The 26,241-nt window shown below is 49.6% G+C and carries 40 protein-coding genes and 1 pseudogene; 30 read left to right on the top strand and 11 right to left on the bottom strand.

All coding sequences use genetic code 11. The annotated features are described in order from the left end of the window. Window positions 1-226: 226 nt before the first annotated feature. The 9 genes from CMQ96_RS28645 to CMQ96_RS11360 all read right to left on the bottom strand — a co-directional run bounded on the left by CMQ96_RS28645 (window position 227) and on the right by CMQ96_RS11360 (window position 6,457). The gene (locus tag CMQ96_RS28645) at window positions 227-499 is read right to left on the bottom strand and encodes a hypothetical protein (protein ID WP_098066819.1); all 273 of its coding nucleotides are present in this window, start codon (window positions 497-499) and stop codon (window positions 227-229) included. Further along, entirely contained in the window at window positions 462-1,013 is a 552-nt protein-coding gene (locus tag CMQ96_RS11325) for a hypothetical protein (protein ID WP_098066820.1), read from the bottom strand. The genes CMQ96_RS28645 and CMQ96_RS11325 overlap by 38 nt, the downstream gene beginning before the upstream one ends. Further along, window positions 1,013-1,510 (bottom strand): ead/Ea22-like family protein, encoded by a 498-nt coding sequence (locus tag CMQ96_RS11330; RefSeq protein ID WP_098066821.1) that lies wholly within the window; start codon window positions 1,508-1,510, stop codon window positions 1,013-1,015. The genes CMQ96_RS11325 and CMQ96_RS11330 overlap by 1 nt, the downstream gene beginning before the upstream one ends. Beyond that, window positions 1,507-2,238: a hypothetical protein gene (locus CMQ96_RS11335; protein WP_098066822.1), complete on the bottom strand. Its 732-nt coding sequence runs from the start codon at window positions 2,236-2,238 to the stop codon at window positions 1,507-1,509. Before CMQ96_RS11335 ends, CMQ96_RS11330 begins: the two co-directional genes overlap by 4 nt. Then, window positions 2,235-3,026: a ParB/RepB/Spo0J family partition protein gene (locus CMQ96_RS11340; protein ID WP_098066823.1), complete on the bottom strand. Its 792-nt coding sequence runs from the start codon at window positions 3,024-3,026 to the stop codon at window positions 2,235-2,237. The genes CMQ96_RS11335 and CMQ96_RS11340 overlap by 4 nt, the downstream gene beginning before the upstream one ends. Then, a complete protein-coding gene (locus tag CMQ96_RS11345; RefSeq protein WP_098066824.1) occupies window positions 3,026-3,325 on the bottom strand; it encodes a hypothetical protein in 300 nt (99 codons plus the stop codon). The genes CMQ96_RS11340 and CMQ96_RS11345 overlap by 1 nt, the downstream gene beginning before the upstream one ends. Before the next feature lie 87 nt (window positions 3,326-3,412). Further along, a complete protein-coding gene (rdgC, locus tag CMQ96_RS11350) occupies window positions 3,413-4,330 on the bottom strand; it encodes a recombination-associated protein RdgC (RefSeq protein ID WP_098066825.1) in 918 nt (305 codons plus the stop codon). A 316-nt stretch (window positions 4,331-4,646) separates the two neighbouring features. Next, a complete protein-coding gene (locus CMQ96_RS11355) occupies window positions 4,647-5,804 on the bottom strand; it encodes a type I restriction endonuclease (RefSeq protein ID WP_098066826.1) in 1,158 nt (385 codons plus the stop codon). 170 nt (window positions 5,805-5,974) lie between these two features. Further along, entirely contained in the window at window positions 5,975-6,457 is a 483-nt protein-coding gene (locus CMQ96_RS11360) for a hypothetical protein (protein WP_098066827.1), read from the bottom strand. Window positions 6,458-6,559: 102 nt separating this feature from the next. On the opposite strand from CMQ96_RS11360, the gene CMQ96_RS11365 reads away from it, so the two are divergent. From CMQ96_RS11365 to CMQ96_RS11405, 9 genes are all read left to right on the top strand, one after another. Next, the gene (locus CMQ96_RS11365; RefSeq protein ID WP_071845047.1) at window positions 6,560-6,829 is read left to right on the top strand and encodes a helix-turn-helix domain-containing protein; all 270 of its coding nucleotides are present in this window, start codon (window positions 6,560-6,562) and stop codon (window positions 6,827-6,829) included. 28 nt (window positions 6,830-6,857) lie between these two features. Further along, window positions 6,858-7,007 (top strand): hypothetical protein, encoded by a 150-nt coding sequence (locus CMQ96_RS28650; RefSeq protein WP_171016410.1) that lies wholly within the window; start codon window positions 6,858-6,860, stop codon window positions 7,005-7,007. Window positions 7,008-7,086: 79 nt separating this feature from the next. Continuing rightward, window positions 7,087-7,542 (top strand): YmfL family putative regulatory protein, encoded by a 456-nt coding sequence (locus CMQ96_RS11370; RefSeq protein WP_032742105.1) that lies wholly within the window; start codon window positions 7,087-7,089, stop codon window positions 7,540-7,542. 237 nt (window positions 7,543-7,779) lie between these two features. Next, the gene (locus CMQ96_RS11380) at window positions 7,780-7,992 is read left to right on the top strand and encodes a DUF4222 domain-containing protein (protein WP_098066828.1); all 213 of its coding nucleotides are present in this window, start codon (window positions 7,780-7,782) and stop codon (window positions 7,990-7,992) included. After that, window positions 7,949-8,938, top strand: a complete 990-nt coding sequence (locus tag CMQ96_RS11385; RefSeq protein WP_098066829.1) for a hypothetical protein — start codon at window positions 7,949-7,951, stop codon at window positions 8,936-8,938. Before CMQ96_RS11380 ends, CMQ96_RS11385 begins: the two co-directional genes overlap by 44 nt. Next, the gene (locus tag CMQ96_RS11390; RefSeq protein WP_098066830.1) at window positions 8,935-9,744 is read left to right on the top strand and encodes a Dam family site-specific DNA-(adenine-N6)-methyltransferase; all 810 of its coding nucleotides are present in this window, start codon (window positions 8,935-8,937) and stop codon (window positions 9,742-9,744) included. Before CMQ96_RS11385 ends, CMQ96_RS11390 begins: the two co-directional genes overlap by 4 nt. A gap of 9 nt (window positions 9,745-9,753) precedes the next feature. After that, a complete protein-coding gene (locus CMQ96_RS11395) occupies window positions 9,754-10,131 on the top strand; it encodes a RusA family crossover junction endodeoxyribonuclease (protein WP_098066831.1) in 378 nt (125 codons plus the stop codon). A gap of 12 nt (window positions 10,132-10,143) precedes the next feature. Continuing rightward, the gene (locus CMQ96_RS11400) at window positions 10,144-11,124 is read left to right on the top strand and encodes a DUF968 domain-containing protein (protein ID WP_098066832.1); all 981 of its coding nucleotides are present in this window, start codon (window positions 10,144-10,146) and stop codon (window positions 11,122-11,124) included. A gap of 18 nt (window positions 11,125-11,142) precedes the next feature. Next, a complete protein-coding gene (locus tag CMQ96_RS11405; protein ID WP_098066833.1) occupies window positions 11,143-11,490 on the top strand; it encodes an antiterminator Q family protein in 348 nt (115 codons plus the stop codon). 10 nt (window positions 11,491-11,500) lie between these two features. On the opposite strand, the gene CMQ96_RS11410 is transcribed toward CMQ96_RS11405, so the two are convergent. Both CMQ96_RS11410 and CMQ96_RS11420 read right to left on the bottom strand, forming a co-directional pair. Then, a complete protein-coding gene (locus tag CMQ96_RS11410; protein WP_098066834.1) occupies window positions 11,501-11,887 on the bottom strand; it encodes a hypothetical protein in 387 nt (128 codons plus the stop codon). Between the two features lie 249 nt (window positions 11,888-12,136). Continuing rightward, window positions 12,137-13,015, bottom strand: coding sequence for a hypothetical protein (locus tag CMQ96_RS11420; RefSeq protein WP_098066836.1), 879 nt, complete (start codon window positions 13,013-13,015; stop codon window positions 12,137-12,139). A gap of 615 nt (window positions 13,016-13,630) precedes the next feature. Here CMQ96_RS11420 and CMQ96_RS11425 point away from each other — a divergent pair. The 21 genes and pseudogenes from CMQ96_RS11425 to CMQ96_RS11520 form a co-directional block, all read left to right on the top strand. After that, window positions 13,631-14,026 carry a phage holin family protein gene (locus tag CMQ96_RS11425; RefSeq protein ID WP_049106553.1) on the top strand — a complete coding sequence of 132 codons (396 nt, stop codon included), beginning with the start codon at window positions 13,631-13,633 and terminating at the stop codon, window positions 14,024-14,026. Further along, a complete protein-coding gene (locus CMQ96_RS11430) occupies window positions 14,013-14,294 on the top strand; it encodes a phage holin family protein (protein WP_098066837.1) in 282 nt (93 codons plus the stop codon). The genes CMQ96_RS11425 and CMQ96_RS11430 overlap by 14 nt, the downstream gene beginning before the upstream one ends. Window positions 14,295-14,386: 92 nt before the next feature. After that, window positions 14,387-14,866: a glycoside hydrolase family protein gene (locus CMQ96_RS11435; protein ID WP_098066838.1), complete on the top strand. Its 480-nt coding sequence runs from the start codon at window positions 14,387-14,389 to the stop codon at window positions 14,864-14,866. Next, entirely contained in the window at window positions 14,863-15,324 is a 462-nt protein-coding gene (locus tag CMQ96_RS11440) for a lysis protein (protein ID WP_098066839.1), read from the top strand. The genes CMQ96_RS11435 and CMQ96_RS11440 overlap by 4 nt, the downstream gene beginning before the upstream one ends. A 188-nt stretch (window positions 15,325-15,512) precedes the next feature. After that, window positions 15,513-16,115 (top strand): hypothetical protein, encoded by a 603-nt coding sequence (locus tag CMQ96_RS28335; protein ID WP_141522383.1) that lies wholly within the window; start codon window positions 15,513-15,515, stop codon window positions 16,113-16,115. Window positions 16,116-16,269: 154 nt separating this feature from the next. Next, the gene (locus CMQ96_RS11450; protein WP_064374419.1) at window positions 16,270-16,515 is read left to right on the top strand and encodes a DUF2560 family protein; all 246 of its coding nucleotides are present in this window, start codon (window positions 16,270-16,272) and stop codon (window positions 16,513-16,515) included. 61 nt (window positions 16,516-16,576) lie between these two features. Beyond that, entirely contained in the window at window positions 16,577-16,927 is a 351-nt protein-coding gene (locus tag CMQ96_RS11455) for an HNH endonuclease (RefSeq protein WP_098066841.1), read from the top strand. A gap of 157 nt (window positions 16,928-17,084) precedes the next feature. Then, the gene (locus tag CMQ96_RS11460) at window positions 17,085-17,582 is read left to right on the top strand and encodes a phage terminase small subunit P27 family (protein WP_047720924.1); all 498 of its coding nucleotides are present in this window, start codon (window positions 17,085-17,087) and stop codon (window positions 17,580-17,582) included. 3 nt (window positions 17,583-17,585) lie between these two features. After that, window positions 17,586-19,337 (top strand): terminase large subunit, encoded by a 1,752-nt coding sequence (locus CMQ96_RS11465; protein ID WP_098066842.1) that lies wholly within the window; start codon window positions 17,586-17,588, stop codon window positions 19,335-19,337. Then, the gene (locus CMQ96_RS28655; protein ID WP_163584205.1) at window positions 19,334-19,495 is read left to right on the top strand and encodes a hypothetical protein; all 162 of its coding nucleotides are present in this window, start codon (window positions 19,334-19,336) and stop codon (window positions 19,493-19,495) included. The genes CMQ96_RS11465 and CMQ96_RS28655 overlap by 4 nt, the downstream gene beginning before the upstream one ends. Next, complete coding sequence (locus tag CMQ96_RS11470) at window positions 19,485-20,711, top strand: phage portal protein (RefSeq protein ID WP_098066843.1); 1,227 nt, start codon at window positions 19,485-19,487, stop codon at window positions 20,709-20,711. The genes CMQ96_RS28655 and CMQ96_RS11470 overlap by 11 nt, the downstream gene beginning before the upstream one ends. Next, a complete protein-coding gene (locus CMQ96_RS11475) occupies window positions 20,704-21,303 on the top strand; it encodes an HK97 family phage prohead protease (protein WP_098066844.1) in 600 nt (199 codons plus the stop codon). The genes CMQ96_RS11470 and CMQ96_RS11475 overlap by 8 nt, the downstream gene beginning before the upstream one ends. A 9-nt stretch (window positions 21,304-21,312) precedes the next feature. Then, window positions 21,313-22,551 carry a phage major capsid protein gene (locus tag CMQ96_RS11480; protein ID WP_098066845.1) on the top strand — a complete coding sequence of 413 codons (1,239 nt, stop codon included), beginning with the start codon at window positions 21,313-21,315 and terminating at the stop codon, window positions 22,549-22,551. Window positions 22,552-22,628: 77 nt separating this feature from the next. Next, complete coding sequence (locus CMQ96_RS11485; protein ID WP_098066846.1) at window positions 22,629-22,946, top strand: head-tail connector protein; 318 nt, start codon at window positions 22,629-22,631, stop codon at window positions 22,944-22,946. Window positions 22,947-22,954: 8 nt separating this feature from the next. Next, window positions 22,955-23,293, top strand: a complete 339-nt coding sequence (locus tag CMQ96_RS11490) for a phage head closure protein (RefSeq protein WP_004884319.1) — start codon at window positions 22,955-22,957, stop codon at window positions 23,291-23,293. Then, complete coding sequence (locus tag CMQ96_RS11495) at window positions 23,290-23,739, top strand: HK97-gp10 family putative phage morphogenesis protein (protein ID WP_098066847.1); 450 nt, start codon at window positions 23,290-23,292, stop codon at window positions 23,737-23,739. The genes CMQ96_RS11490 and CMQ96_RS11495 overlap by 4 nt, the downstream gene beginning before the upstream one ends. Next, on the top strand, window positions 23,736-24,083 hold the full coding sequence (locus CMQ96_RS11500) for a DUF3168 domain-containing protein (protein ID WP_098066848.1): 348 nt from the start codon (window positions 23,736-23,738) through the stop codon (window positions 24,081-24,083). Before CMQ96_RS11495 ends, CMQ96_RS11500 begins: the two co-directional genes overlap by 4 nt. 56 nt (window positions 24,084-24,139) lie before the next feature. Next, window positions 24,140-24,850 (top strand): immunoglobulin domain-containing protein, encoded by a 711-nt coding sequence (locus CMQ96_RS11505; RefSeq protein WP_098066849.1) that lies wholly within the window; start codon window positions 24,140-24,142, stop codon window positions 24,848-24,850. 30 nt (window positions 24,851-24,880) lie between these two features. Next, window positions 24,881-25,285, top strand: a complete 405-nt coding sequence (locus tag CMQ96_RS11510; RefSeq protein ID WP_049131797.1) for a phage tail assembly chaperone — start codon at window positions 24,881-24,883, stop codon at window positions 25,283-25,285. A gap of 2 nt (window positions 25,286-25,287) precedes the next feature. Further along, window positions 25,288-25,593 (top strand): DUF4035 domain-containing protein, encoded by a 306-nt coding sequence (locus tag CMQ96_RS11515; RefSeq protein ID WP_098066850.1) that lies wholly within the window; start codon window positions 25,288-25,290, stop codon window positions 25,591-25,593. 60 nt (window positions 25,594-25,653) lie between these two features. Beyond that, window positions 25,654-26,154 (top strand): annotated as a pseudogene (locus CMQ96_RS11520) (tape measure protein); the annotation flags it as partial. Window positions 26,155-26,241 lie beyond the last annotated feature (87 nt).

Here is a 26,241-nt window from a genome sequence, read left to right on the forward strand (position 1 = left end):
GAAGCTTTGCCACTTCATCGGCTAATTCCATTAGCCTGTTATGCAGGTCTTTTGCTTCCTCCTTATACCAGGCCAAATCATCACGGATACGCCGCCAGCGACGGCGCTTTAATTTGTTTGTTCTCACTTCACCTCCTGCGGGGCAGCGGCGAGCAAACGCTCTACTTCAAAGCGCGCGTTACCGCAGCGTATAGCGCTATAACAACCGCGACTATCGTCTTATTGGTCATTTAATCAATCTCCCGGTGATTTCTGCCTTACACAGCTTCCATATCCCTTGCGCATCAACGCCGCCGTCGCTCATATCGCAGATTCCATTCATTACCAGGCGAGGCACATCATCTGGCGCGGTTAGTGCTGTCAGTGCGATTTCAAATAACGCCGCACATTGGTTTACATGGGCGCGGCCTTCACCCGTTATCGTCGTGTGACGGCAAAACGCAATTTGCTCTTGCGCCTTTTCAATTAACTGCTCTCTGGTTATGGTTGATTTGGTCATGGTTGGCTCCTTCTGCTGCCCGGTTCACTATCACGCCGTCATAAATTTCGTTTAGATGCCCTCTCAGCTCCATCCTGCGCAGGGCTGAAAGCATGTAATCGCATTCGACCTGCTTATTGCCGGTGAATGGCTTAACCTCTGCGCTTCCCCAGCAACAGTTTCCCTGTGGCCATCCGTGAACCTTTCGAACCTTTCCATTAACCACATGCAACAAACCCCAGCCAGGCGGAAGGTCTTCGACAGAGATAATCCCCGGCTCGCTGATAAAGAACCGCCAGTCACCCATGCCAAGTTCGGGGCGTAGCCGGAAACGTTTTTTCCTGTCTGCGAGCAGGTCGGCGCGTGAGCACTTAGCCTCTATCAGACAGGAAGCGAAATTCCTGAACCCCATGGCGTCTGGCTGCTCACCTGTGCTGGTTACAGCAACAAAGCGATCGTGAAAGCAGACTTTGAAGCCGTTCCGCTTAAGGAATTGATAAGCTATCTGGCAAAGCTCATCGTGTGTCAGTGCCATCACTCAGCCTCCACCTTGATGCCCTGCGCGGTTAGGACCTTACCGATTCTCTCAGCAGCAACATCGGCACCTTCGATGTAAGCCCCCAGTTCACGCCACGTCATATTTCTGCGTCGAGATTCGGCTACAGTGATTCGTACCTCTGGCAGCTTCACGGTGCGAGATTCCAGCTCGGCGATGCGTTTCTCGGCCGCTCTACGCTTGCGGAACTGGGCTTTGCGGCTAGCTTTGAGGTTATGCTTAGCCAGTTCAGCTATCTGGAGTTGATGCTCTGCGTTAGCCAGCCGTTGACGAACTTCGTCATTCTCCAGTTCATCAATACGCTGCTGCGCCTTCTCCAGCGCCTCTACCAGTGCGATGACATTGTTTGGGTTAGCCAGGGCGTAAAATTTCTCCGCCGCCGCACGACCTTTCGAATACCGGGCGATAATGGCGAGCTCTTTGGCATCGATCGCCGCCGCTTTCAGGCTCTGCGCCAGTTCGGTGATATCAGTCATGCTGCACGCTCCTCAATCCGTTTGAACTCAATAACCCAAACCCATGGATTGGAATTCCAAGATTCTTCGCCGTAGATAGATTTCCAGAGGGTTACGAATGAGCCGCGGGCGCTCAATTGATGTTGCGTCCAGCCTGGCTGATAGTGCTGCCAGAATCCCCCTCGTAGCTTCGCTACTCCTTCGGCCTGAGCATCGTGCTCACTGATAGCGTTCAACCGCTCCACGCGCACACAGGTTATTTCCAAGGTGATACGGCTGGCCCAGCGCGGCATGTGAATCGATGGTCGCCATGCACCTTCGAACTTGTGATCTTTGGTATGCGGTTTCCAGTAGGCGTCATCGGGGATAGACCACAGGCCATAATCACCCGGCCGCTGTTCGCAGCTGGCGCGGTAAATCCTTGCCGCTGAGCGCTCATCTCCTTTGCAAAGATTGTCTTCCCAATCGACATAACAGCCGTCTTCGTTGCCCAGGGTCGCCCATGTTTCCCGCACCCAGATACGGTCGCCAACTGCACCGAACGGGCAAATTAAAGCAGAATAGGGCTTTGTCGCATTCGCCAACCACCAGTCATGGGTATGTTTTAGAACGAGAGGATTCTTTGCTGACTGGACACTCCAACTTTCACCCTGACGCTGATTTTTTATGATCCGCCGTGTCTGCGTCTTCCGGCCGTCGAGAATGGCGCGTGCCATTTCGCCATTAAAAATCATCCCGTGCTCTTTCATTGGAGGGGCTCCTCATTGAGCACCCAGCGCAATGCGGCGGCATATTCACCGCTGGCATTTTCAAGGGCTTTGGTAATTTCTTTGCGTGTTTTGAGACGCGGCTTAGTTTCGCCAAGCACAGCGCGCTGACGCCTGGCTTTTTCATGGCCGGTAGTCCCCGCGGTCGCAGATTCAATCTCTTTCACTTTTTCCCGCTGCTCTTCAGGGGGAAGCGTGCCAAGCTGGCGGGCTTGGGTAACGGTAACTGTGCCAGACTCCACCGCTTCCCGGACGGCCTGGGTAGCATCGAGGAGGGAGAGTGTTGCTCGAACGGTCTGAACGCTGCAGCCAAACAACACCGCAATGTCGTCCTCATCGAGCCCGCGGTCGAGCGCATCTGACATTTTTTTAGCCCGGCCAAGCGGTGTATCAGGTCGGCGAATTTCGTTTTCGCTGACCATGTATTTAGCCATCTGATTTGCTGACCCGCGTTTAACGACTCCAGGAACAAACAGTGGGTCTTTGCCTTCTTTAAGAAGGAGTTTATTTGCCTCAATGGTATGTTTAACGCGCTGGCGGCCTACAACAACGCATGTGAGCCCTGTTTCAGGGTCTTTCCAGACGATAATCGGCTCCAGTACACCCAACTCCTTAATGTTCAGCACCATCCCTTCGTCGATCGGCAGGTGGACCCGCTCATCGTAGAGAGGGTGGGTCTTATCGGTGACCAGGTGCAGATTTTCAGGATCAAACTTGAGTGCGTTTGTCTTTCCGCTGGCGCCGTATACATCTACTGAATTTTTAGACATCAGACAGCCTCCACATCACTGGTGGAAGCAGCCGAGATATTCTTCATATCGCGCATAGCTTCTAAGACGTGCATATTGCTGCGGGTTTTGGTGTGACGTTCAACAATGCGATCGCATTCTTTAGCCCAGGAAATAACTTCTTCTTTCATGGCGTCACGTTCTTTACGTGCCTGGCGAAGAGTAACGTTCGAAACATCGAGCATAGTTGCCAAATCTTTAAGAAGTTCTGCAGTAGCAGGAGGCATTGTTTTAGCTGCCTCAAAGGCATCTTTAATTAACTGCTGTGCTGTTTTTGCCATTATGTTTTTCTCCAACTGACGCGCTGCAACGCGCTTTAGGGTGCAGCAACCCAACCCATGAGAATGGGGTAATTGCTGCTGTTCTAATCAGGCTGCTGGTTTTTGTTCTTCGGGCTCTTTGTAGGCGAGCAGATCACAAAGCTGGTTAATTACTTTACAGAACTGGAACATGTCCGTACCTGCCTGGTGACGCCAGCGGTAGGCTTTGTCGTCATCATCAGAATAATCATTATCCTTGGTATCGATCCGCCGGAAATGGAACTTATCTGTAAGCAGAAAAGAGACGCCACAGCCTCTTAATTCCATGTTATCGACGATAAAACCTGTGTTCAGGCTCTCCAGAATTTCATTGGTAACGGAAGTGTGTTCCGCAGAGTAGCGAATAACTTCTTTCTGTTCTGCCAGGCGGGATAGCTGGACATAATCACCGACCTCAAACCCGGCAAAGGCTGATTCTTCGCCGTCCAGATGGTTTTTAAGGCGCGTTGTCAGTCCGTTTTTGATATCACTTATGTTGATCGTGACTGTTTTTACTGAGCCGATCACTTTAACCAGCATCGCCCCGACTAAATTGGCAATATTTTTATTGGCGGAGTTAATGATCAGCAGATTTTCTTCAGTGTTATACAGGACCAGGAACAGAGACGACTTGATGAATGCCTGTTTGCAGAGCTGAACCTTAGCATCCTGAATAATGTTGTTACGGTCAGCGCGCTTCAGTTTCTCACCACTCGCATTTTCGATGCGCTGGATGCGCTCATTGGCTTCTTTCATTACGACGTGCTGGGGGATTATTTTCTCATCGCGGCGAACCACGATTGCATAACCGCCAGTAATTGGCGTAACCAGCTCTCCGGTAATCGGATTAGGGACGAAGGAAGCCCGCGCGAATTCCGTTTCTGTAAGTTCAGAGTAGGGCAATTCCTGCAGGTGCCCTTCAACCGATTCAATACTGGGCAAAGTAGCCCGATAGACAATGGCGTTACGTAACTTTGATAATTTCATTTCTATGTCCTCTGCAAAGGATTGGTTAGTTATCTCCACACAACACAGAAGAGCACCTGCGGCTGCAAATCCGCCCGAGCGGATTGGGTGATGGGCCCGTTACTCGGTGATGCTCTTGTGTCTTGTGTAAAAAGGGCGGTACCAGAAACAAAGGGAAACTGGCACCACCAAGATTACACTCAGCATATCTGGTGACATAATGGTAGGCTTTGCCTATCATCTTGTCAATAGGCATAGCCTAATGAGTGTGGTTTATGAACAAAAAAATCCCGCCTGAGCGGGATGTAAAGAAATAAATTTTAGGTCTGTATTGATATTATGATCGACGTTTTCTGAAGTTCTCATCATTTTGGACATATTGTAAAGAATCAAGTATTAAACCTGAAATCCTTAATACATCCTCAGGATTATCAATGAAAATTCTATTATTATCAAATTCAAGCCCAGCTCTTTTTATTTCATTCCCAGTGATTTCGCTTATATTAATGGGTAATTGTATGGACGAGCGGTTTTTCTTATCGTAGTAACGAATTAACCAGCGATTTGTTTTACCTTGGAAAAGAATAGAATAATATGACTCTGTGTCCTTAGCTTGGAGGTCGTACTCGGGACCAGTAATAGAGGTAATTTTCTCGTATATAATCCGCTCATTGTAGGTTGTTACTATGTTCGGATTTTCTGCGTCTACAACGTCAGCTCGTTCGTCAACAACAATATTTTCAACTGCATCATTGGAGGGCTCAATTGCCGGAGATGATGATGTCCTCGATGACAGCCCTGACACCACCATTTCACTTACAGACCTCTCAACAGCCTGTCTAACTAAAGGGGTGATTGTTTCTATAAACCTCTGATTTAATTGGCGGCCTATATTAGCGCGCCCGGCAACATACCTGACAAATTCATGGTCTACCTCCCGGAGGCTGGTACTCACAACTTTTACAAATGCAGAGATATAAACGCTCTCTTCCGCAAGCGTCCTCAGGGCTTCAGGTTTGAATTTATCATGTCTGAATCTAAATAGTTGCTCGGCGTCAGAGTCTTTAATGTCATCCATCATAATCCGCAGGAACGGGGTAGAATCCATAATGTTTTTTTCATTAAGATCCGTAAAGAAACGCCATTCAATACCATTAGTAATTGCTGATATTGTAACTTCGGGAGTGGAGTTAAAATACCGGGATAATTGAGGGCAATGGTTGTCCATCTTCTCTTTACAACCTTTTGCCTCTATAAACATAACAGGAACCCCTTGGCAGAACAGGGCATAATCCACACGCTCTCCAGATTTGACCCCAGGGAAGTCAGCCCCGTATTCAGCCTTAACCTTTTGTGGGTCGTAAGCGTTAAAGCCTAGTATGTCCAAAAAAGGAAGTATCAAAGCCTGCTTTGTGGTTTCTTCAGTAGTGCAGTGCTCTCTAACATTTTTAACATGTTCGATATGATTTTTAAGACGCGATTTAAAGTTTTCCATGCATCCTCCATGCAAAAATGAAAACCCACATTTAAATCAAAGCAAATCTTAATCCCGGATGGGCTTTACAAGAGCCAATCCCCACAGGGATTGAGATATGCAAGTGAATCAGATCCTAAGCTTTTTCGCATAGATGGAATCATAGGTACTCTCCATTAGACCATATAAGCCTAAGCTCTGGCTTTCGTCTGTTTTTTCCCATTATCCTTTTGCTCTAACCATCTCCTTACCTTCAGTTCAAGTGAGTCTATGTACGCTCTCGCATCGGCATCAGCCCATGCGGGAAACTCCTGTCCTTTTTCGAGAAGGATCAAATCAACAATAGCTTTTTTTTCTTCAGAAGCGTGTTTGTATAGTTCGTCAATAGAGCCTTCTTTGAAAGTGACCTCGGTTGATGTTGCTTCTCGGCTATACCCAGTAATCGGATATCCTGGTAATCCCCAGTGTTCAGGGCCGACAACATCAGAAAAGTAATTCCAAAGTTCGGGTAGTTTTTCCTTAGATATTGAGCCCTTATTGATCCAATCGTGGATTGATGGAGGTTTGATTTTGAAATGACGTGCAATTTCCGCCTTACTCTTGGCAGAACCCGCTGAAAGTTTCTTGTCTATGGCCTGCTCGATGGCTCGGCCCAATTCTTTACCGCTAAGCATTGCCTAATAATCCTCATAACAATTCACTTAGGCAATTCCTATTGAATGATCATTAGGCTTAGCCTAATATGTATCTGTGTTGAAATCATAGGAACTCCATTCATGAAACAAAAAAATAGCCTTGAAGCAATCAGGGAAGCCTGCCGAATTGTTGGTGGACAGGCTGCTTTATCCCGGAACCTAGGAGTCACATCACCAACAGTTAATCAATGGACTAAGGGGACTAGGCAAATACCCGCTGAGCGGTGCCTGGGCATAGAAAAAGCTACTGGTGGAACAGTGACATGTGAGGAGCTTCGCCCTGACATCGACTGGGCCTATTTGCGTGGTGTTGGAATACAGAAGGTTAACCTCACTGCATCAAATCTGTAACTACAAACCGAATTTCAAAGGGGTAGGTATGAACCCGGAACAGTTCATAAAAAACAATGTTGTTAAGGCACTCCTGACTGATGGTTATTCAGCAGAACAGGCTGAGCAGGGGGGGAGAGGCTATCTCGTACTACCGGCGCTCATCGAAGATAACTACCAAACGCAGAAATATCTTTGATGACTGTCTGGACTAGGCCAGAACGATTCTCAAGTACGGCAAAAAGAAAGGCACTAGGACAAAAGGGGCTCTGATTTAAATGACAACTCTGAAAGAAGTCGTAAAGGCAATGTGCAAAGCCTATCCCGGCGGTCGTGAAGCGATGGCTGGTGCATTAGGGATGACCTTAACCCAGTTCAACAACAACCTCTACGAGAAAAACGGCTGTCGTTTCTTTGAAGTATCTGAACTGGAAGCGATGGAGGACATCTCGAATACATCTCACCTGGCTGAATATTTTGCCCGCCGTCGTGGTGCTCTGCTGGTGGATGTGCCGCACCTGGAAGAACTGGACCGCGTGGATTTGTTTAGCCGCGCAATGCGTACTTCAGCAGCAAGAGGGCAAGTGGATCAGATTATCGAACAGGCGCTTGAAGATGGGGTTATCGAAAGACATGAAGCTGAAGAAATCATGGTGCATCACCGCCGCCACCTGGCAGCGCGTGAAGAAGAAATCGCGGCAATTATCACGTTGTTTGCACGCAAAAAGAAGTGACGCCAGCAGGTTGCAGCCTCTGGCGTCGTGGCGTGTCGTTATCAGTGGAGATTACTAACGCATGAACAGTTTACCAACACAGTACCGCAGGTCGCAACTTATAGCGCGTCCGGTTCCTGGTGGAGCTGGTCCGGTGCAGTTCGTGTATGGGGTAAGAGTACCAGGCGGGTTTGAGCCTATCTGCTACCAGTTTGCTCAGTGGGTGGTAGGGGACTTTAACGGTCAGGCGGGGAGCGTATGCGAGAACTTAACCGATGGTTCAGAGATCACTACGGTGTCCCGGTCCAGGTCATCCGCTGGGAGCCCCAGACACAGCGCGTTATATACCTGCGTGAAGGGTACGAGCATGAGTGCTTCAGCCCCCTTGAGCAGTTCAGACGAAAATTCAGGGAAATAGAGGGGTCTTATGAGCCTGTTAATGCCATCAAGGCCGATAGTCATCAATCCTGACCTTGCATACAGCATTGGCCTGAATGAAGCCATAGCGTTGCAGCAGGTTAACTACTGGCTGAAGGAGACAACCTCCGGGCTTGAGCGTGACGGTGTGCGTTGGATCTACAACACCACTGAGCAATGGCTGGAGCAATTCCCGTTCTGGTCTGAGTCAACGCTGAAGCGCACATTCACCCGCCTGAAGAGCCTGGGCGTACTCAAAATCGAGCAGCTAAACAAGTCGCAGCGCGACATGACCAACTACTACACGATCAATTACGAGAGTGAGCTTTTAGATGAAGTCAAAGTGACTAAATCGAAGGGGTCAAAATGCGCTGTTCCATCAGGTCAAAATGACACGATGGACGAGGTCAATATGAAACGCTCCACCAGGTCAATACGACCCGCTGTCATCAGGTCAAATTGGCACGATGATCCTACAGAGAATACAACAGAGAGTACTACAGATAATAAAACTCCTTCTTGTCCGGTCGCTCCGCAACCAGACACTGAAAGTCATTTGGATGATTTTGCTGTCCGACATCCTGACGCGGTTGTGTATAGCACAGCAAAACGCCAGTGGGGAACTCAGGACGATTTAACCTGTGCAGAATTCATATGGGGAAAAATCATCGGGATGTACGAGCGGGCGGCAGAATCTGACGGAGAGGTTGTTCGTCCTAAAGAACCGAACTGGACTGCCTGGGCCAACGAAGTTCGCTTGATGGTATCCATCGATGGACGCACACATAAACAAATCTGCTCGCTGTTTAAGCGTGCTAACCAGGACACATTCTGGTGCAAGAACATCCTTAGCCCATCAAAGCTGCGTGAGAAATGGGATGAGCTGTCGCTGAAACTATCGGCATCACTGAGTGCTGGTTCTGCAAGAGAAGATCGGGCATTTAAGCCGACGCATGATGATGTTGATTATTCTGGCATACCAGCGGGGTTCAGAGGATGAGCAAGCCATTTCTGAAGTGGGCAGGTGGTAAATACACCCAACTTAACGATCTGTTCAGGTATATCCCTGAAGGTTTACGACTGATTGAACCATTCGTGGGTGGCGGATCTGTATTCCTGAACAGCGATAAACATGCGGATTTCCTGCTGGCAGATGTTAACCCCGACCTTATCCATCTGTATCAACTGCTGGCTGTCGTGCCTGACGTGGTTGAAAACAAAGCCCGCTGGATGTTCGAGAAAATGGGCAATCCTGAAGGTTATGAACTGATCAGGAGGGAATTCAACGCGCAGACACTGGATGCAGCCGAGCGTGCAGCTGCATTCTTGTATCTCAACCGGCATTGCTTCAATGGGCTGATGCGTTACAACCTGGCCCATCAGTTCAACGTTGGCTGGGGAAAATACAAAGCTCCCTATTTCCCGTTTCAGGAGATGAAGGCTTTCGCAGATATGTCTCACAACTGCGTATTCATGACATCCGGTTATCGCCGGACTATCGGCCTTGCGGGAAAAGGTGACGTTGTGTATTGCGATCCCCCTTACGAACCGATGCCTGGCACTGCAGGGTTTACCGCGTATGCCGCTGGTGGTTTTAACTGGGATGATCAGGTATTGCTGGCTAAGCACTGCGTAGAAGCGCACGAACGTGGCGCGAGGGTTGTCATTTCAAACTCATCAGCCCCCAGGGTAGTGGACCTGTACCGGGAGCATGGTTTTAATCTGGAATTTATCAAAGCGCGTCGTTCGATCTCCTGCAATGGCACCACGCGGGAAGTCGCTCGGGATGTCGTGGCGATCCTCTAAGAGGGCTTTATGAAACTGACACTGCCATTTCCACCAAGCGTAAACAGTTACTGGCGCGCTCCCAGCAAAGGGCCACTGAAGGGACGGCATCTGGTTAGCGAGACTGGTCGCAAGTTCCAGAAAGCAGCCAGGGCGGCAATTATCGAACAGTTACGGGCGGTCCCAAGACCATCAAGTGAGCTGGCGGAAGTTCATATTGTTCTGTATCCGCCGGATCAGCGCCGTCGTGATATTGACAACTACAACAAAGCGCTGTTCGACGCGCTGACTCAAACCGGTGTCTGGGAGGACGACAGCCAGGTGAAACGTATGCTGGTGGAGTGGGGGAACATCGTGAAGAAAGGGAAAGTAGAAATCACCATCAGACGTTTTCATGCAGTAGCCTGACGTGGAGATGATATGAGAGCACTACTAACTCCTGAGATTGCCCCACGCATGGGCGTTGTTCTTCTTCGCCCAGGTACTGAGCTTATGCCATTGTTCAGGCGAGGACGTGTACTGATTGAGCCTGAGCCAGAGCGTTACGCTGAATATCAGACTGGAGCTATCCCTCCAGCAACACAGCCGCTGGAAGGTGACCCAACGGTATTGCCTATCTTTGAAAATAAGGATGTGCTGATCCGTGCTGGCGGATTAGTAGGCCTTGAAGCCGAGCTTGAGCGTACTTTCGAATGTCAGTATCCGCATGCAACCTGGCATAGTGAGAATTTCACACTCTTCCGACATGAACCTGGAAGCATTCGCCTTTGCTGGGGTTGTGACAATCTAGTCAGGGACCAATTCACACAGGAACTGGCAGGCATTGCGCGTAAAAACCTGGTATCCTGGCTGATATCAGTCATACGCTCCAGACTGGGATTTAATGAGGACCATGTACTAACAATTCCGGAGTTGTGCTGGTGGCTGGTAATTAACGATCTGTCGCACGTCATACCGGAAACGCTGGCAAGAAAAGCGATGCGATTGCCTGAAGTCAGGCACCAGTCAGTGATGAAAGAAATTGATTTACAGCCAGAGTTTGCTGCAACCGAATTAGTCCAAAAAAAGATACTGGCGCTGAAAGTGGATACTGAAACGCCGGAATCATTCATGCTTCGGCCAAAGCGTCGACGCTGGATAAACGAGAATTACACCAGTTGGGTTAAGACCCAGCAGTGTGCCTGCTGTAATAAACCAGCAGATGACCCCCATCACCTGATAGGCCACGGACAAGGTGGAATGGGAACGAAAGCGCACGACCTGTTTGTGTTGCCGCTTTGCAGAGCGCACCACGAAGAGTTGCACGCTGACACCGTGGCATTTGAACAGAAATATGGCTCACAGCTGGAGCTGCTGTTTCGATTTCTGGATCGTTCGCTGGCAATTGGCGTACTGGCTTAATTTAGTGGAGATAAGTTAATGCGTGATATGTATGAAGTATTAGACCGCTGGGGCGCATGGGCTGCTGCCGATAGTAGCGGTGTGGACTGGCAACCAATTGCAGCCGGATTTAAAGGACTGCTGCCACATGGAAAAAAATCACGCCTACAATGTGACGATGATGAAGGGATCATGATTGATGGATGTATAGCGCGATTGCGTAAGTATAAGCCTGAAGAACATGAGCTGATTATTGCTCATTTTGTTATCGGCATCTCATTAAGAACCATCGCGAAGAAGCGGAAGTGTTCTGATGGTACCATCAGGAAGGAATTGCAGACTGCAATGGGGTTTATCGATGGGTGTTTGTATTTGATTCTGTCTTAAGTGATAAAACCTACTCTTTAGCTTCATCTTTCGCGTCTGCTTCAGTTAAGGCATCAATACGAATATTTATTTTTTTCAAAAGCTTATTGTCAAGATCTATTAGACATTCATTATAGTGATTAACTTGCTCTTGAGTTAGGTTTGGATTGGCCAGGCAGCTCTTAATAAGTTCTCTGGCTGTTTTGATCTCCCTCTTCATTCGAACATCAGTAAGCGAAGGCAACCCGATGTAAGCAATGATAAGGATGACTACATGAGATAGCCCAACAGCTGCCCCAGGCGCTAATGATTTGAAAAAAGCTAGATGAGGAAGCCAATCGAAGAGGTAATTCAACCCTGCAGTAATCAGAGTTGTAAACCATGCTTGCATCGCGAGATAGGATTTAGCGTTAGTCATTCACCTTCCCGTAGCTGCTTCATTACGCGTTTTCAGCTCGCGGAGGAGTAACGCCAATTGCTCTGCATCATTTTTGTCTTTAACGCTAACTTTCCTTTTGGACGTCTTTCCTTCAGGATCGGTGTACGTTAACTCAATGTATGCATTCGGCTTTATCCAAACCAAAAACCTAAGCACAGCATATCTTGCCGTCAGAGCGACGACCATGAACACAGTGATGTAAAGCATTATGCTTAGGATTGACATTAGTTAAAGTAGTTTCCTGTCTGCTGCTGCTCTATGACGAATGACTTTTGTTATACTATAACGCGGCTTAGAAAGCTCGCCATTTGTTTCTTTGGTGGTTTCCGTGAGTTCCACCACAAAAAGGTCGTCTTTACAAAATGCTGCTTGATTGTGTTCAACTCGTTCAAGGAAAGCCTCATCTTTCATTGAAGCACTGACTTCATCTCCGTTAGGTAGAATGATGTCCCAGCTTTTACCCTGTTTGAAACGCACATTAGCAAAGTGTACGTTCGCTTCACGTGTCTTAACGTGCGTTTTCTCAACAAAGGTGGATTTTGCAACTTTAAAGCTGCTTGCTTCAATCTGGGTCACCTTGACTACGTTGTGGTCACGTTGCGAAACAGCGAACGTAGAAGGCTTGTCAGTTTGCAGAGGCTTATAGATTAATTTATCCAGTTCTTTTCGGATGATCGGGCTTGTGATCAATTTTTGGATGTCGTTACTACATTCAATCTTCTCGCCATCTACTTCGATTTCAGCTGTTTCTTTTTGTTCATCAACAACAATTGAGCTGATTTTTCGTCCTTTCAGCCATTCAATGATCCCGAGAACACCTCCAGATGCGGCGCCTGCTGCTGCTACAAGACCTAAAGCGTTTATGGTTTTGATACTACCCATGACCGCCACCAGCAATGTAAACGAGCCCTCTTTTGTTGCTTTAATGTTTACTTTTGGTTCGGAAGTTTCGCCATTAATTATCTTTTCGGCATGTTCAATAAGCGTACTCAGAGACGTTAATGCTTCACCCAATGTTTTTGCATCTATTTGGTTATCAGCGTAAGCCTCGCCGCCATAAGCTATTTCGATTTCAGTAACTGGAAGGTCTTCGGTCTGCTGTGTCATTAAAAAGCGTCCTTTGCGAAAGAGAAACAATCACAGAATACAGATAATCATAGGAAAATCACTAACGCGTACGCAAAAACTATCGTAATCTGTTAGGAGTGGTCACTTCGACACACAGCCTAATCATCAAAACCCCGCCAGCGCGAGTTTTTTGCTTTCCGGCGATACGACAGGGGTATTCGCGAGATGCATTGCATCAGTACCCCTGTCACATCGTCGTAGAGGATTGAAACGATTTTCTTCAGATGTTAAATTTCGGGCGTGGTGAATCCCCCTATGCGGAGGGGCGTCCAACTAATAGAGCGAAAGCCCTGTGAATACCACGCGAGTAATGTCTGTTGGGGCATGCTCACCGGGAGGCACCCGGCACCACGTCTAATCGCAAGTAAGTAAACCGAACACCTTGTTGGGTTTACTCATTCTCTTTGGCAGACTATGGTTAATTACAGTAACGACATAAAAGGGAATGTTTTTCTGGTAAATCGGTAGCTCGGACTATCAGGAACCTTTCTTTATCGTTACTCCTCGAAAGCCAACTTTTTCAGCCCGCTCTCATAGCGGGCTTTTTTTATTCCCCTCGTTCATGAGAGGACTCACAGCAATAGAGGGGGCTAAATGTCCGATCCTGTTTCTGCCACAACGATAGCGGCTGGTGGACTGTTCGGCGCCAGCCTATTCGGCCTGGCAACTGGTATTGATTACGGCGTGGTATTTGGTGCGTTTGCTGGCGCGGTGTTCTATGTCGCAACGGCGGTGAATATTAGCCGCATAAAGCTGGTGGGCTATTTCATTACTTCATTCATATTCGGTGTGATTGGTGCTCCTCTGCTGGGTTCGTACTTCTCAAAATGGACGGGGTATAGCGACAGGCCACTTGATGCGCTCGGTGCCGTAATCGTTGCCGCCATAGCTATTAAGCTGCTGACTTTCGTAAACAGCCAGGACCTGGGTAGCCTGTTTGGGATTCTCTCTCGCTTACGTGGAGGAGGGACAAGCAATGGTAACAAGTGATCCGAGCGCAATCATCAATGCGGTGATATGCGCTGTAATTGTTGTTGCGTTGATGTTCTACCGGCGCGACGGGTCAAGACACCGCCCCATGATATCGCTGATGGCTTACTTCACTGTGCTGGTTTACGCCAGCATCCCTTTCCGTTTCCTGTTTGGTCTGTACGATTCATCCCACTGGCTGGTTGTGGTGGCGAACATTCTTATCTGCGGCGCGGTTCTCTGGTTCAGGGGGAATATAGCGCGTCTGATTGATGCACTGAGGCACTGATGAACCAATCACAATTTCAACGGGCGGCTGGTATCAGCGCCGGGTTAGCTGCGCGCTGGTTTGGTACCGACGATAACAAGGCGGTATAGGAAATGCAGGAAATTAATAAGCAACGAAGGGCGTTTTTAGACATGCTCGCCTGGTCGGAAGGCACAGACAAGCCTGGCCAATCCACCAAAAATAAAGGGTATGACGTCATCGTCGGCGGCTCACTCTTTACTGATTACAGCAACCATCCTCGCAAGTTGGTGAGCCTACCTAAGCTGGGTATCAAATCAACCGCGGCGGGGCGCTACCAGCTCTTGTCAAAGTGGTGGGATGCTTATCGCAAGCAACTTGGTCTGAAAGACTTCTCTCCGGCGTCTCAGGACCAGGTTGCCCTGCAGCAGATTAAAGAACGTGGAGCTTTGCCACTCATTGATAACGGCAACATCCGGCAGGCAATCGACCGCTGCAGCAATATCTGGGCCTCATTACCAGGCGCTGGCTACGGACAGTTTGAACATAAGGCTGACAATCTGATCGCAAAATTCAAAGCCGCTGGCGGCGTTGTAGCAGAAGTACAACCATGAGCCGCCTAATCGCAGTTATCAGCGCCGTGGTGATCTGCCTAATAGTCAGCCTCGGCTGGCTGGCCAGTCACTACAACAGCAACGCAACTGAGTTCAAAAGGCAGCGCGATAAAGCGACTGAGCAACTCAGCCTTGCGAAAGACACCATCACTGACATGCAGACCCGCCAGCGTGATGTTGCTGCGCTGGATGCCAAATACACTGGAGAACTCGCAGATGCTAAAGCCACTATCGATCAGCTTGAACGTGATGTTGCTTCTGGCAAACGTCGGCTGCAGCTCAACGCCAGATGCCCCGCGAACGGAGCGACCACAACCGGCGGCGTGGGCGATGCTTCCGGCCCCCGACTTACTGACTCCGCTGAGCGGTATTATTTCACCCTCAGAGAGCGAATCAATATCATCAAACGGCAAGTGAGCTACCTACAGGGCTATATCCGTACACAATGTTTGAGATGACGATCACTTAGTCCTAGATAGTAATGTTGTTAGCTTAACGTACAGATTTTGCTTAACTTACTACCATACAGTAAGGATATTCAAATAGGGAGCTTTACAACACAGTAAAAAATTTTTTTATCATTAGGTGAATATTGTCTTTCTTCAGTGCTATAAACAATCACCAAATATTGACTTGCGGGGATCGTATGCAGCGTTTTGTTGATTCGATAAGAAAATCGGTAAATGATAAAAATTGGTTTGCAGCTATTTTCATGGCTCTAGCCATGCCTGATGTTTGCGGTAGTTTAGAAACGCCGGGAACAGGAAACGTCGGTGAAAGGTACAGGCGTTGGTTTAATAATTATCTTAAAGACAAATATGATATAGAAACTGACTGGGAGCTTAGACTTTTATATGCTCCTGAAACAGCGCGGAGGATGATGGAAGATGCTCGATTTGCAGAGCATATTGAGCATCAGAAAAAATCAGTTAGGGAGCGTGCTTTAAGATTTACCGCTGATGATTGCTACAAGTTCAGGTGTGCTTGCCTTCATACTGGCATGGCTAGACGTGAACGAGGTGCGATTAACATGACTCCTCCTCTTGCCAGTTCAGGAGTGGTTCACATGTGCATAGTAAACGGAGATCTTCAGTTGCAAATCGATATATTCTGTGAAGACGTTTGCAAGGCTGTTGAATTATGGGCGGAAAACAATAAAAATGATACTGACATACAGCAAAGAATATCTGATTTGATTGAAGTTAAACCGCTACAGAGTAATGGTGTAAACTTGTTTGGACCCTACTGACAACATTTCTGATATAACTCTTCTCAATCTTTTTGTTGTCGGCTTGTAATAGCCATAACAAAGGCCACCCTCGGGTGGCTTTTTTCATGGCATTACAGAAGACACTTTGGATAGTTGCTTCGATAATGCTCCCCACATCGCATAGAGGTACGACATGGTCGAAATCACCGACGCCCAGCAGATTCGCCTGAACCTGCTATCCACCCTGAACTATGACACTGCCGCCGCAAAAGTCGCTGTAGAGTTTGTTCAGGATAGTCCGCTCAAGTACCAGTTATTCATCCAGCAATACAGCCGTGTCACATCAGAGACTGAAGTGGTGGCAAAGACGATGAAAGCAGTACAGGAAGCAACTGAAGCGCTGCCGCTCTTCGATACCAGCGCTGAAGCAAACAGCTAAGGCATTACAGCAGGCATTCACTGAGTGCCTGTGATAATGCAAATCTCATAAGGACTTAATCATGCCCGCACTAATTCCCCGAACATGCCGTAAGCGTGGATGCGCAGGCACAACAACCGACCGCTCAGGCTACTGCGAGAAACACCGCAATGAAGGCTGGCAACAGCATCAGCAGGGTAAGAGCAGGCATGAGCGCGGCTATGGTAGCCAGTGGGATATTAAGCGTGCCCGCATCCTTAAGCGTGATAATCACCTGTGTCAGAACTGTCTGCGCAACGGTCGTGCGGTAGCAGCTAAGACCGTTGACCATATCAAGGCTAAGGCTCATGGGGGTACCGATGATGATTCGAATCTTGAAAGCCTGTGCTGGCCCTGTCACAGAACGAAAACCGGGCGTGAACGTTTCAAATGATATCAATTCCCATTTGGATGACAACAGGGAGGGGGCGGGTAAAATCCCTGATGGCAAAGGCCCAAAGGACCGCCGCCTAACCTTTTTTCACACCGCCGCAGGTTAGAAAACTTTTTTTTGGGGTCCCCCATCCGATGATTAATAGGAGTTTTCGATTATGCCAGGACCACCGAAAACCCCGACACATCTGGCTTTAGTGAAGGGGAACCCATCCAAACGCCCGATCAATAAGAACGAGCCAAAACCCCCGTCAGGGGTCCCCCCAATACCGAAACATTTTGATAAGCAGGGTAAGTACTGGTTCAAGCGTATCGGTGATGAACTTGATGCAGTCGGCGTATTGACCACGCTGGATGCTAAAGCGCTGGAGTTGTTGATAGAAGCCTATGTTGAATACCGGCATCACTGCGACACGCTTGATCGGGAAGGTTACACCTATGCCGTCTACAGCGAAGAAGATTCAGACGAAGGAGGGGAGCGGGAAATCAGAATGATAAAACCTCACCCCGCAGCAGTCATGAAGGCTGATGCGTGGAAACGAATCAGAGCGATGCTGAGTGAATTCGGCATGACACCTGCCAGCCGATCAAAGGTTGGTGCAAAAGGCCCGGCAGAAGCCGACCCACTGGAAGAATTTCTTAAAAAGCGCAAATGATGAATGGCAACCGTTGCAGATGGATTCCGCTACGCCGAGCGCGTGGTATCTGGCGATATCGTTGCTGGCGAACTGGTGCGTCTTGCGTGCCAGCGGTTCTTTCATGATTTAGAGCACGGCCCGGAGCGCGGTGTTTATTTTGATGAAAGCTGCGCCCAGCACGTTCTCGATTTTTATAACTTCGTCCCCCATGTGAAGGGGCACTTGACCGGCAAGCCGATCGAGTTGATGGACTGGCATACCTTCATCCTGATTAACCTTTTTGGTTTTGTCGTCCCGCTGATAGATGAAATAACGTTTGAGAGCATTCTTGACGACGATGGCGACCCCATGTTTGTGCGTCGCTTTCGTACCGCCTATGACGAGGTGGCGCGTAAAAATGCCAAATCAACGCTTTCGTCTGGCATCGGGCTTTATATGACAGGTGCAGACGGTGAGGGTGGTTCTGAGGTTTATTCCGCCGCAACAACCCGGGATCAGGCCCGCATCGTGTTTGATGATGCGAAGCGCATGATTAGGCTGGCACCGAAAACACTGGGCCGGTTGTTTGGTAGTAACAAGCTGAATATTCACCAGGAGCGGACGGGCTCAAAATTCGAACCTGTAGCCAGTGATGCGAATAACCTCGACGGCCTGAATATTCACTGCGGGATCGTTGATGAGCTGCACGCACATAAAACCCGTGACGTCTGGGAAGTTCTGGAAACGGCGACCGGGGCGCGCCTGCAGTCCCTTATTTTTGCAATCACTACTGCGGGTTTTAATAAAGAAGGTATCTGCTACGAGCAACGTGATTATGCGATCAAGGTTCTGAAGAATTTTGATAACCCTGACCCACTTTCAATTAAGGATGACAGCTATTTTGCGCTGATTTATACCCTGGATGAGGGGGACGATCCTTTCGACGAGGCAAACTGGCCGAAAGCTAATCCCGGTCTGGGTGTTTGTAAGCGATGGGACGACATGCGCCGTCTTGCCAAAAAGGCAAAAGAGCAGGTCGCGGCACGTGTCGGTTTTTTTACCAAGCATCTCAATATCTGGGTACAGGGTGAAAAAGCATGGATGGACATGGCTCGATGGGAAAAATGCCGTGATTCATGGGAAGTTTCAACTTCTGCCAGCTGGTCAATGTGGCTTGGCGTTGACCTTTCCAACAAAATTGATATTTCAGCTGCGGTTAAAGTCTGGCTCGCTCCAAATGGCGATGTTTATGTCCGCTCCCGATTCTGGATACCTGAAGGGCGGCTGGAAGCCTGTTCTAAGCAGCAGGCAGACCTTTACAAAAAATGGAACCTTGCTGGATTCCTTGAATTTACCGATGGTGATGTCGTTGACCATACAGTGATTAAAGAGGAAACCATTGAATGGGCGCGCGGAGACTCGCTGAACGAGTTTGCATACGACCCGTGGAGTGCCACTCAGTTTGCTTTGTCGGTAGCAGCTGAAGGAGTACCGATCGTCGAAGTTCCTCAGACGGTAAAAAACTTGTCTGAAGCAATGAAGGAAGTCGAGGCGAAAATTTACGCCGGACGTTTTCATCACGACGGCAACCCGGTGATGACCTGGATGATGTCCAACGTCACCGTCAAACCAGACAAAAACGAGAATATTTTCCCCAACAAGGCCACGCCTGAAAACAAAATTGATGGACCTGTCGCGATGTTTATTGCGATGAGTCGCTTGCTTGTTAATGGAGGTGGTGAAGTTGACTTCCTGTCCACTATCGACCCTGACGAAGACCTTTTACTTCTATGAAAACTTTAATCACTGATGCTATCGGGCTTACCGGGTTTGGTTCGCTCGCTGCAGGCGTATATCTGCAGTTCGGGCTGGCGCCGTCTCTGATGATGTCCGGTAGCCTGCTACTGCTTTATGCGCTGGTGGCGGCAATGAGGGGGAAAAATGCTGCTTGATGCCCTGTTCCGTAGTGAACCACTGGAAAACCCCGCCACGCTGATCACGGGTGAATCGGCAGAAACCGATAACATTTTTGCCCGTGACGTGTTTGTCAGCCCGGAAACGGCGATGAAGCTGGCTGCGGTGTATGCCTGTATTTACGTTATCTCTTCGAATATCGCTCAGATGCCACTGCATGTTATGCGGAAAACCAATAACAAGGTTGAAGCAGCACGCGATCACGGTGTGTTTTACCTGCTTCACGATGAACCGAACATGTGGCAGACCAGCTATAAATGGCGCGAGTTAAAGCAGCGTCACATTCTGGGCTGGGGTAATGGTTACACCTGGGTTAAGCGTTCCCGCCGTGGAGAGGTTTCCGGGCTGGAATGCTGTATGCCCTGGGAAACAACGTTGCTTAACACAGGCGGCCGCTACACCTATGGTGTCTACAACGAAGAGGGGGCGTTTGCCGTCAACCCTGACGATATGGTGCATATCAGGGCGCTGGGGAATAATCAGAAAATGGGGCTCAGTCCAATCATGCAGCATGCCGAGACAATCGGTATGGGGATGAGCGGGCAGGCATACACCAGTTCATTCTTCAACGGTAATGCGCGGCCAGCGGGTATTATTTCGGTAAAAAACCAGCTTAACGACGAAAGTTGGGGGCGATTAAAAAGCATGTGGCAAAAGGCCACTGCCGCTTTGCGCAGCCAGGAGAATAAAACGATGCTTCTCCCGGCAGAGCTGGACTACAAAGCGCTCACCGTTTCCCCGGTTGATGCCCAGATCATTGATATGTCGAAGCTGAACCGGTCGATGATTGCAGGAATATTCAACGTTCCGGCACACATGATTAACGATCTCGAAAAAGCCACTTTCTCAAACATTACGCAGCAGGCCATTCAGTTTGTCCGCTACACGATCATGCCGTGGGTGACGAACTGGGAGCAGGAACTCAATCGCCGCCTGTTTACCCGTGCAGAACTGGCCGCCGGGTATTACGTCCGGTTTAACCTGACTGGCCTGCTACGCGGAACCCCGCAGGAGCGTGCTCAGTTCTACCACTTTGCGATCACTGATGGCTGGATGAGCCGCAACGAGGCGCGAGCCTTCGAAGATATGAACCCGGTAGACGGCCTGGATGAAATGCTGGTGAGCGTTAACGCGGCTAACCCGGCAGACGATTTTAAGGCGCCAAAAACCGACGAGGAAAAAACCAATGAATGACCGTGAAACGCGCTGCTATAGCGGGGAGGTTCGCGCGGAACAACGCACCGATGAACCGACCCGCATTCTGGGTTACGGATCGGTGTTTAACAGTCGCTCTGAACCTCTCTGGGGATTCCGTGAAATCATCAAGCCCGGAGCCTTTGACGATGTGCTGAATGATGATGTACGTGGGCTGTTTAACCATGATCCCAATTTTATTCTCGGACGCAGCGCCGCCGGAACACTTTCGCTGTCTGTCGATGAGCGCGGCCTGCGTTACGACATTACAGCGCCGGATACGCAAACTATCCACGATCTGGTTCTGGCACCGATGTTGCGCGGTGACATTAACCAATCGTCCTTTGCCTTTCGCGTCGCCCGTGATGGCGAGCACTGGTACGAGGATGACGAAGGGGTAGTCATTCGTGAAATATCGAAGTTTTCCCGGCTGTTTGATGTCAGTCCGGTGACCTATCCCGCATATCAGGAGGCCGATTCCGGCGTCCGATCGATGAAAGCCTGGCAGGAGGCGCGCGACGGCGGTGCGCTAAAGAACGCCATTACTCAACGAATGGCGCGTGAGCGCCTGCTGACCCTTCTTAACGCGTAAGGAAATACCATGAAACTGCATGAAATGAAGCAAAAACGTAACACCATCGCCAAAGATATGCGCGCACTCCATGACAAAATTGGTGATACGCCCTGGACTGATGAGCAGCGTACCCAGTGGAACGCTGCAAAATCAGAGCTTGATTCCCTTGATGAGCGTATTGCACGCGAAGAGGAACTGCGTCGCCAGGATCAGGACTATATCGATGAAAATGAGCCGGAACAGCGGCAGCAACAGAACCGTGATCCAGCAAACCCGGAAGCGCAGGCAAATGAGCGCAGGGCAGCGGCGTTTAATGCGTTTTTACGCCGTGGTCTTGGCGAGATGAGCGCTGAAGAACGCCAGGCTTTAAAGGAGCTGCGTGCTCAGGGTACGACGCCGGATGAAAAAGGGGGGTACACCGTACCAACCCAGTTTCGCAATAAGATTGTCGATGCACTGAAAGATTACGGTGGTATTGCCAGTGTGGCCCAAATCCTGAATACCTCAAACGGACAGGATATCGACTGGGCAACTTCTGACGGTACCGCTGAAGAAGGTGAACTGCTTGGCGAAAACACCGAAACCAGTGAAGAAGATGTATCTTTCGGCGGCGCGACTCTGGGAGCAAAGAAACTTTCTTCCAAAATCATCCGAGTGTCGAATGAATTGCTGCAGGACAGCGGCGTCGATATCGAAGCATTTCTTGCCGGACGTATCGCAACGCGCATTGGCCGTGGTGAAGCGAAATATCTGGTCCTTGGCACCGGGACGGGTACACCGCTACAGCCGAAAGGACTGGCGTCCTCAGTAACAGGGACGAAAAACACGGCTTCAGCGACAGCTTTCACCTGGAAAGAACTCAACGCGCTGAAACATGCTGTTGATCCCGCCTATCGTAATGGCCCGAAAGTTCGCTTTGCTTTTAACGATGCAACGCTCCAGTTGGTGGAAGAGATGGAAGATGGCCAGGGCCGTCCTCTCTGGTTGCCGAATATTATCGGTGGCGCACCTGCTACTGTTCTGCAGGTGCCGTATGTTGTGGACCAGGCTATTCCTGATATCGCGGCGGGTGCCAAATTTGCTTACTTGGGCGACTTTAACCGCTTTATCGTTCGTCGCGTCACCTACATGACGTTGAAACGGCTGGTAGAGCGTTACGCTGAGTACGATCAGACTGGCTTCCTGGCCTTCCATCGCTTCGACTGTGTGCTGGAAGATACCGGGGCAATTAAAGCGCTGGTGGGCAAACCGGAATCTGGCGGCTAAGGCAATAATCAGCTTCAACCTCCACCGCTCCGGCGGTTTTTTTGTGCCCGCAGTTCGCTGCGGGCCAGGGAAAAACGATGAGCACAACGATTGAAAAGTTAAGGGTTCAATGTCGGATTGATATCGACGACACAACGGAAGATGAGTCGCTTATGCTCTATTATGGCGCTGCGCGCCGTAGGGCGGAGAATTTCATCAACCGCAATCTTTATGAAGATGAAGTGCCGGAAACCGATCCTGATGGGCTGGTGATTGCTGACGATATTTTACTGGCATTGATGCTGCTGGTTGGGCACTGGTATGAAAACAGGGAAGAAGCTACAGATGCGGCCAAGGCCAGCATTCCCTTCGGCTTTACCTCTCTGATAGAGCCGTACCGCTATATTCCGCTGTAGGAGAATTTATGCAGGCAGGACGATTACGGCACCGGGTCACCATTCAGAACTTCACAACCTCCAGAACACCTTCCGGTCAGCCGGTTGAAAAATGGGAAGATGGGAAAACCATCTGGGCCGAGGTTAAGGGGATAAGCGGTCGTGAGCTGTTAGCCGCTGGCGTAGAGCATGCTGATGCGACAATCCGGGTCTGGGTGCGTTTTCGCAGGGATATTTCAGCCACATCCCGATTGAAGGTACGGACCGGCCCGTTTAAAGGCGCAGTTCTTAACGTTACCGGGCCTCCGGTTCCGGATATCAAAGGTACCCGGCTGGAAATTCTCTGCAAACAGGGGACCGAAAAATGATTGATGTGAATCTGGATTTTTCCGGTTTGCAGGATATCGCCCGAGACCTGCAAACCCTCAGCAAAGCTGAAAACAATAAAGTCCTCCGGGATTCGACCCGCGCCGGGGCCGAAGTTCTCCGGCAGGAAGTGATTGACAGGGCTCCTGAGAAAACCGGGAAGCTGAAGAAAAACGTTGTTGTCGTCACCCAGAAAAGCCGCAGTCGCGGTGAAATTTCCTCGGGGGTGCATATTCGTGGTGTTAATCCGCGAATGGGAAACAGCGACAACACCATGAAGGCCAGCAACAAGCGGAATGCTTTTTACTGGCGCTTTGTCGAACTTGGGACTGCTACGGCTCCGGCACATCCCTTTGTGCGTCCTGCGTTTGATACACGACAGGAAGAAGCCGCACATGCAGCAATGAACCGAATGAACAAGGCGATCGATGAGGTGCTGGCGAAATGACAGAGGATGATCTCTATGACCTGCTGTCGCCACTGGCAGACGGGCGGGTTTATCCGTATGTGGTGCCGCTTGGCAGCGACGATTTACCCGCTGTGGCCGCTCCTTACATCATTTTCTCGATACCGACTGATGTTGCCGGGGATGTGTTCTGTGGGCAGGCCGAATCGACGCTGCACATTCAGGTAGACGTGTGGGCAGAAACTAACGATGAGGCCAGGGCGTTGCGGCTTGAGGCCCTTTCCCGGCTTGAAGTGCTTTCACCTTCCGAAGTAACCAAAATCCCCGGCTACGACACTACAACCCACTTGCATCGGGCAACGCTAGAAATAACGGTCATTGCCTGACTGGAACCAATCCAATCTGACCGCCGCTGGCGGTTTTTTCATTTATGGAGGCTGCAATGTCAGCACTATTTGAACGCGCCCAAAAAACGGTAGTAATGATTACATCAGTGCCGGTCACTGCTGCAGAGCTCGATACGGCAACCTGGTTAAACCTGAGTTGCACTATAAAACAGGCCAGCTTTACCGCTGGTCAGAAAAACGACATTGACGTGACAACGCTCTGCTCCGAAGAAACGGAAAATATCAACGGCCTTTCTGCCCCGTCGGAAGTGTCTCTCTCCGGTAACTTCTACCGCAACCCGGCGCAGGATGCGCTTCGCAAAGCGTACGATAACGACGGTATTTATGGATTTAAGGTTATTTTCCCGTCTGGAAATGGGTTCATGTGGCGCGCTGAGGTACGTCAGCACACCTGGGATTCTCAGACCAACGGAGTCGTTGCTGCCACGTTCTCCCTGCGTCTGAAAGGCAAGCCTGGCAATATTGATGCTGCTGCGGCACTGTCTTTTGCCACAGACCTTCCTGCATCGCAGACGGTAGCAGCCGGAAGCGCCCTGACAATGGGTGTAGTCGTCCAGGGCGGCACGGCGCCTTATACCTACGTCTGGAAAAAAGGCTCGTCAACCGTCAGCGGGCAGACCAGCGCAACGTTTAATAAGGCCAGTGCAGTTTCTGGTGATGCCGGTGTTTACTCCTGTGTAGTCACTGACTCTGCCACTCCGGCGAACGTTATCACCTCATCTGACTGCACCGTCACCATCAGTTAATGGAGCGCCGGGAAACCGGCGATAAACTTAATGTCAAAACAGAATCTTAAAGCGCTGGCACTGGCCCCAATGGCGGGATTCCGTAAAAAAGAAGTCACCGTTCCAGAGTGGGAAAACGCCAAAGTTATCATTCGTGAACCATCGGCTGAAGCCTGGATTCGCTGGCAGGGGATTGCCAGTCCGGAACAACCAAAACCACCGGAAGGGCAGGAAGCGCCAGAGGTGCCAGAACTGACCCCTTCAGAACGTGCGTTCCGCACGATGCGGGCAGATGTCACACTCTTCATTGATATTCTGCTGGATACCGACTTGCAGTACGTTTTCACCGTCAATGATACCGAACAGGTTGAAGCAATTTATGGCCCTGTCCATTCCCGGTTGTTGAAACAGGCGCTTGATCTCATTCGTGATGCGGATGATGCCAAAGCAAAGTAAAAATGCCTGGCATGCAGTTCCTGATGGCGCTGGCGCTCCGGATGGGCCGCACGCTGGGCGAACTGCGACAAACCATGACGGTCGGCGAATTCAGGATGTGGGCTGAATACGACCGTATCAGCCCGATCGGTGATATCCGTGGCGATATTCTCAATGCTCAGCTGGTTTCAGCGATGTACGGTGCGCAGGGCGGTAAAGTTACCATTGAAGACGCACAGATTCAGTGGAGCGCAGAAGAGGACGAGGCAAGCGACAGCGGCGATCCTTTTGCAGGCTTAGAAGCCGCATTACTTGCCGCTTCCTCGTAAAAAACTATCACCACACTAAAAGCCTCGGAATGACGAGGTTTTAATTTCTGAGGAATAGAAATGGCAACCCTGCGTGAGCTAATTATAAAAGTTTCTGCAAACTCTCAGTCATTTCAGACCGAGATTGCCCGCGCTTCACGTATGGGGGCAGATTATTATAAGACAATGCAAAATGGCGGACGTCAGGCCGCGGCAGCGTCAAAAGATACTCGCCGGGCGATTGCAGAATTAACTGGTCAACTGGATTCGGCTAAGTCATCTGCATTGGGTTTAGCAGGTGCCTTTACGGGCGCTTTTGCTACAGGACATTTAATATCCCTTGCTGATGAATGGAACTCAGTTAATGCCCGATTAAAACAAGCATCTCAATCAACCGATGATTTCTCAAATTCTCAGCGTTTGTTGATGGACATTAGCCAGAAAACAGGGACATCATTTTCTGATAATGCTAATTTATTTTCTCGTTCAGCAGCTTCAATGAGAGAGTTTGGTTATAACTCATTTCAAGTTCTCGACATAACTGAAGCTATTTCTACAGGATTAAAACTATCAGGGGCAAATGCTCAAGAGTCTAAATAGATGCGCGGAATAGTAGATCACTGAAAGGGAACTCAGCCCGGATTGTGCGATCTGATCAATCGCCAAACC

It is taken from the genome of Klebsiella sp. MBT K-1, from assembly GCF_002556465.1.
In the GTDB taxonomy this organism is placed as follows: domain Bacteria; phylum Pseudomonadota; class Gammaproteobacteria; order Enterobacterales; family Enterobacteriaceae; genus Klebsiella; species Klebsiella grimontii.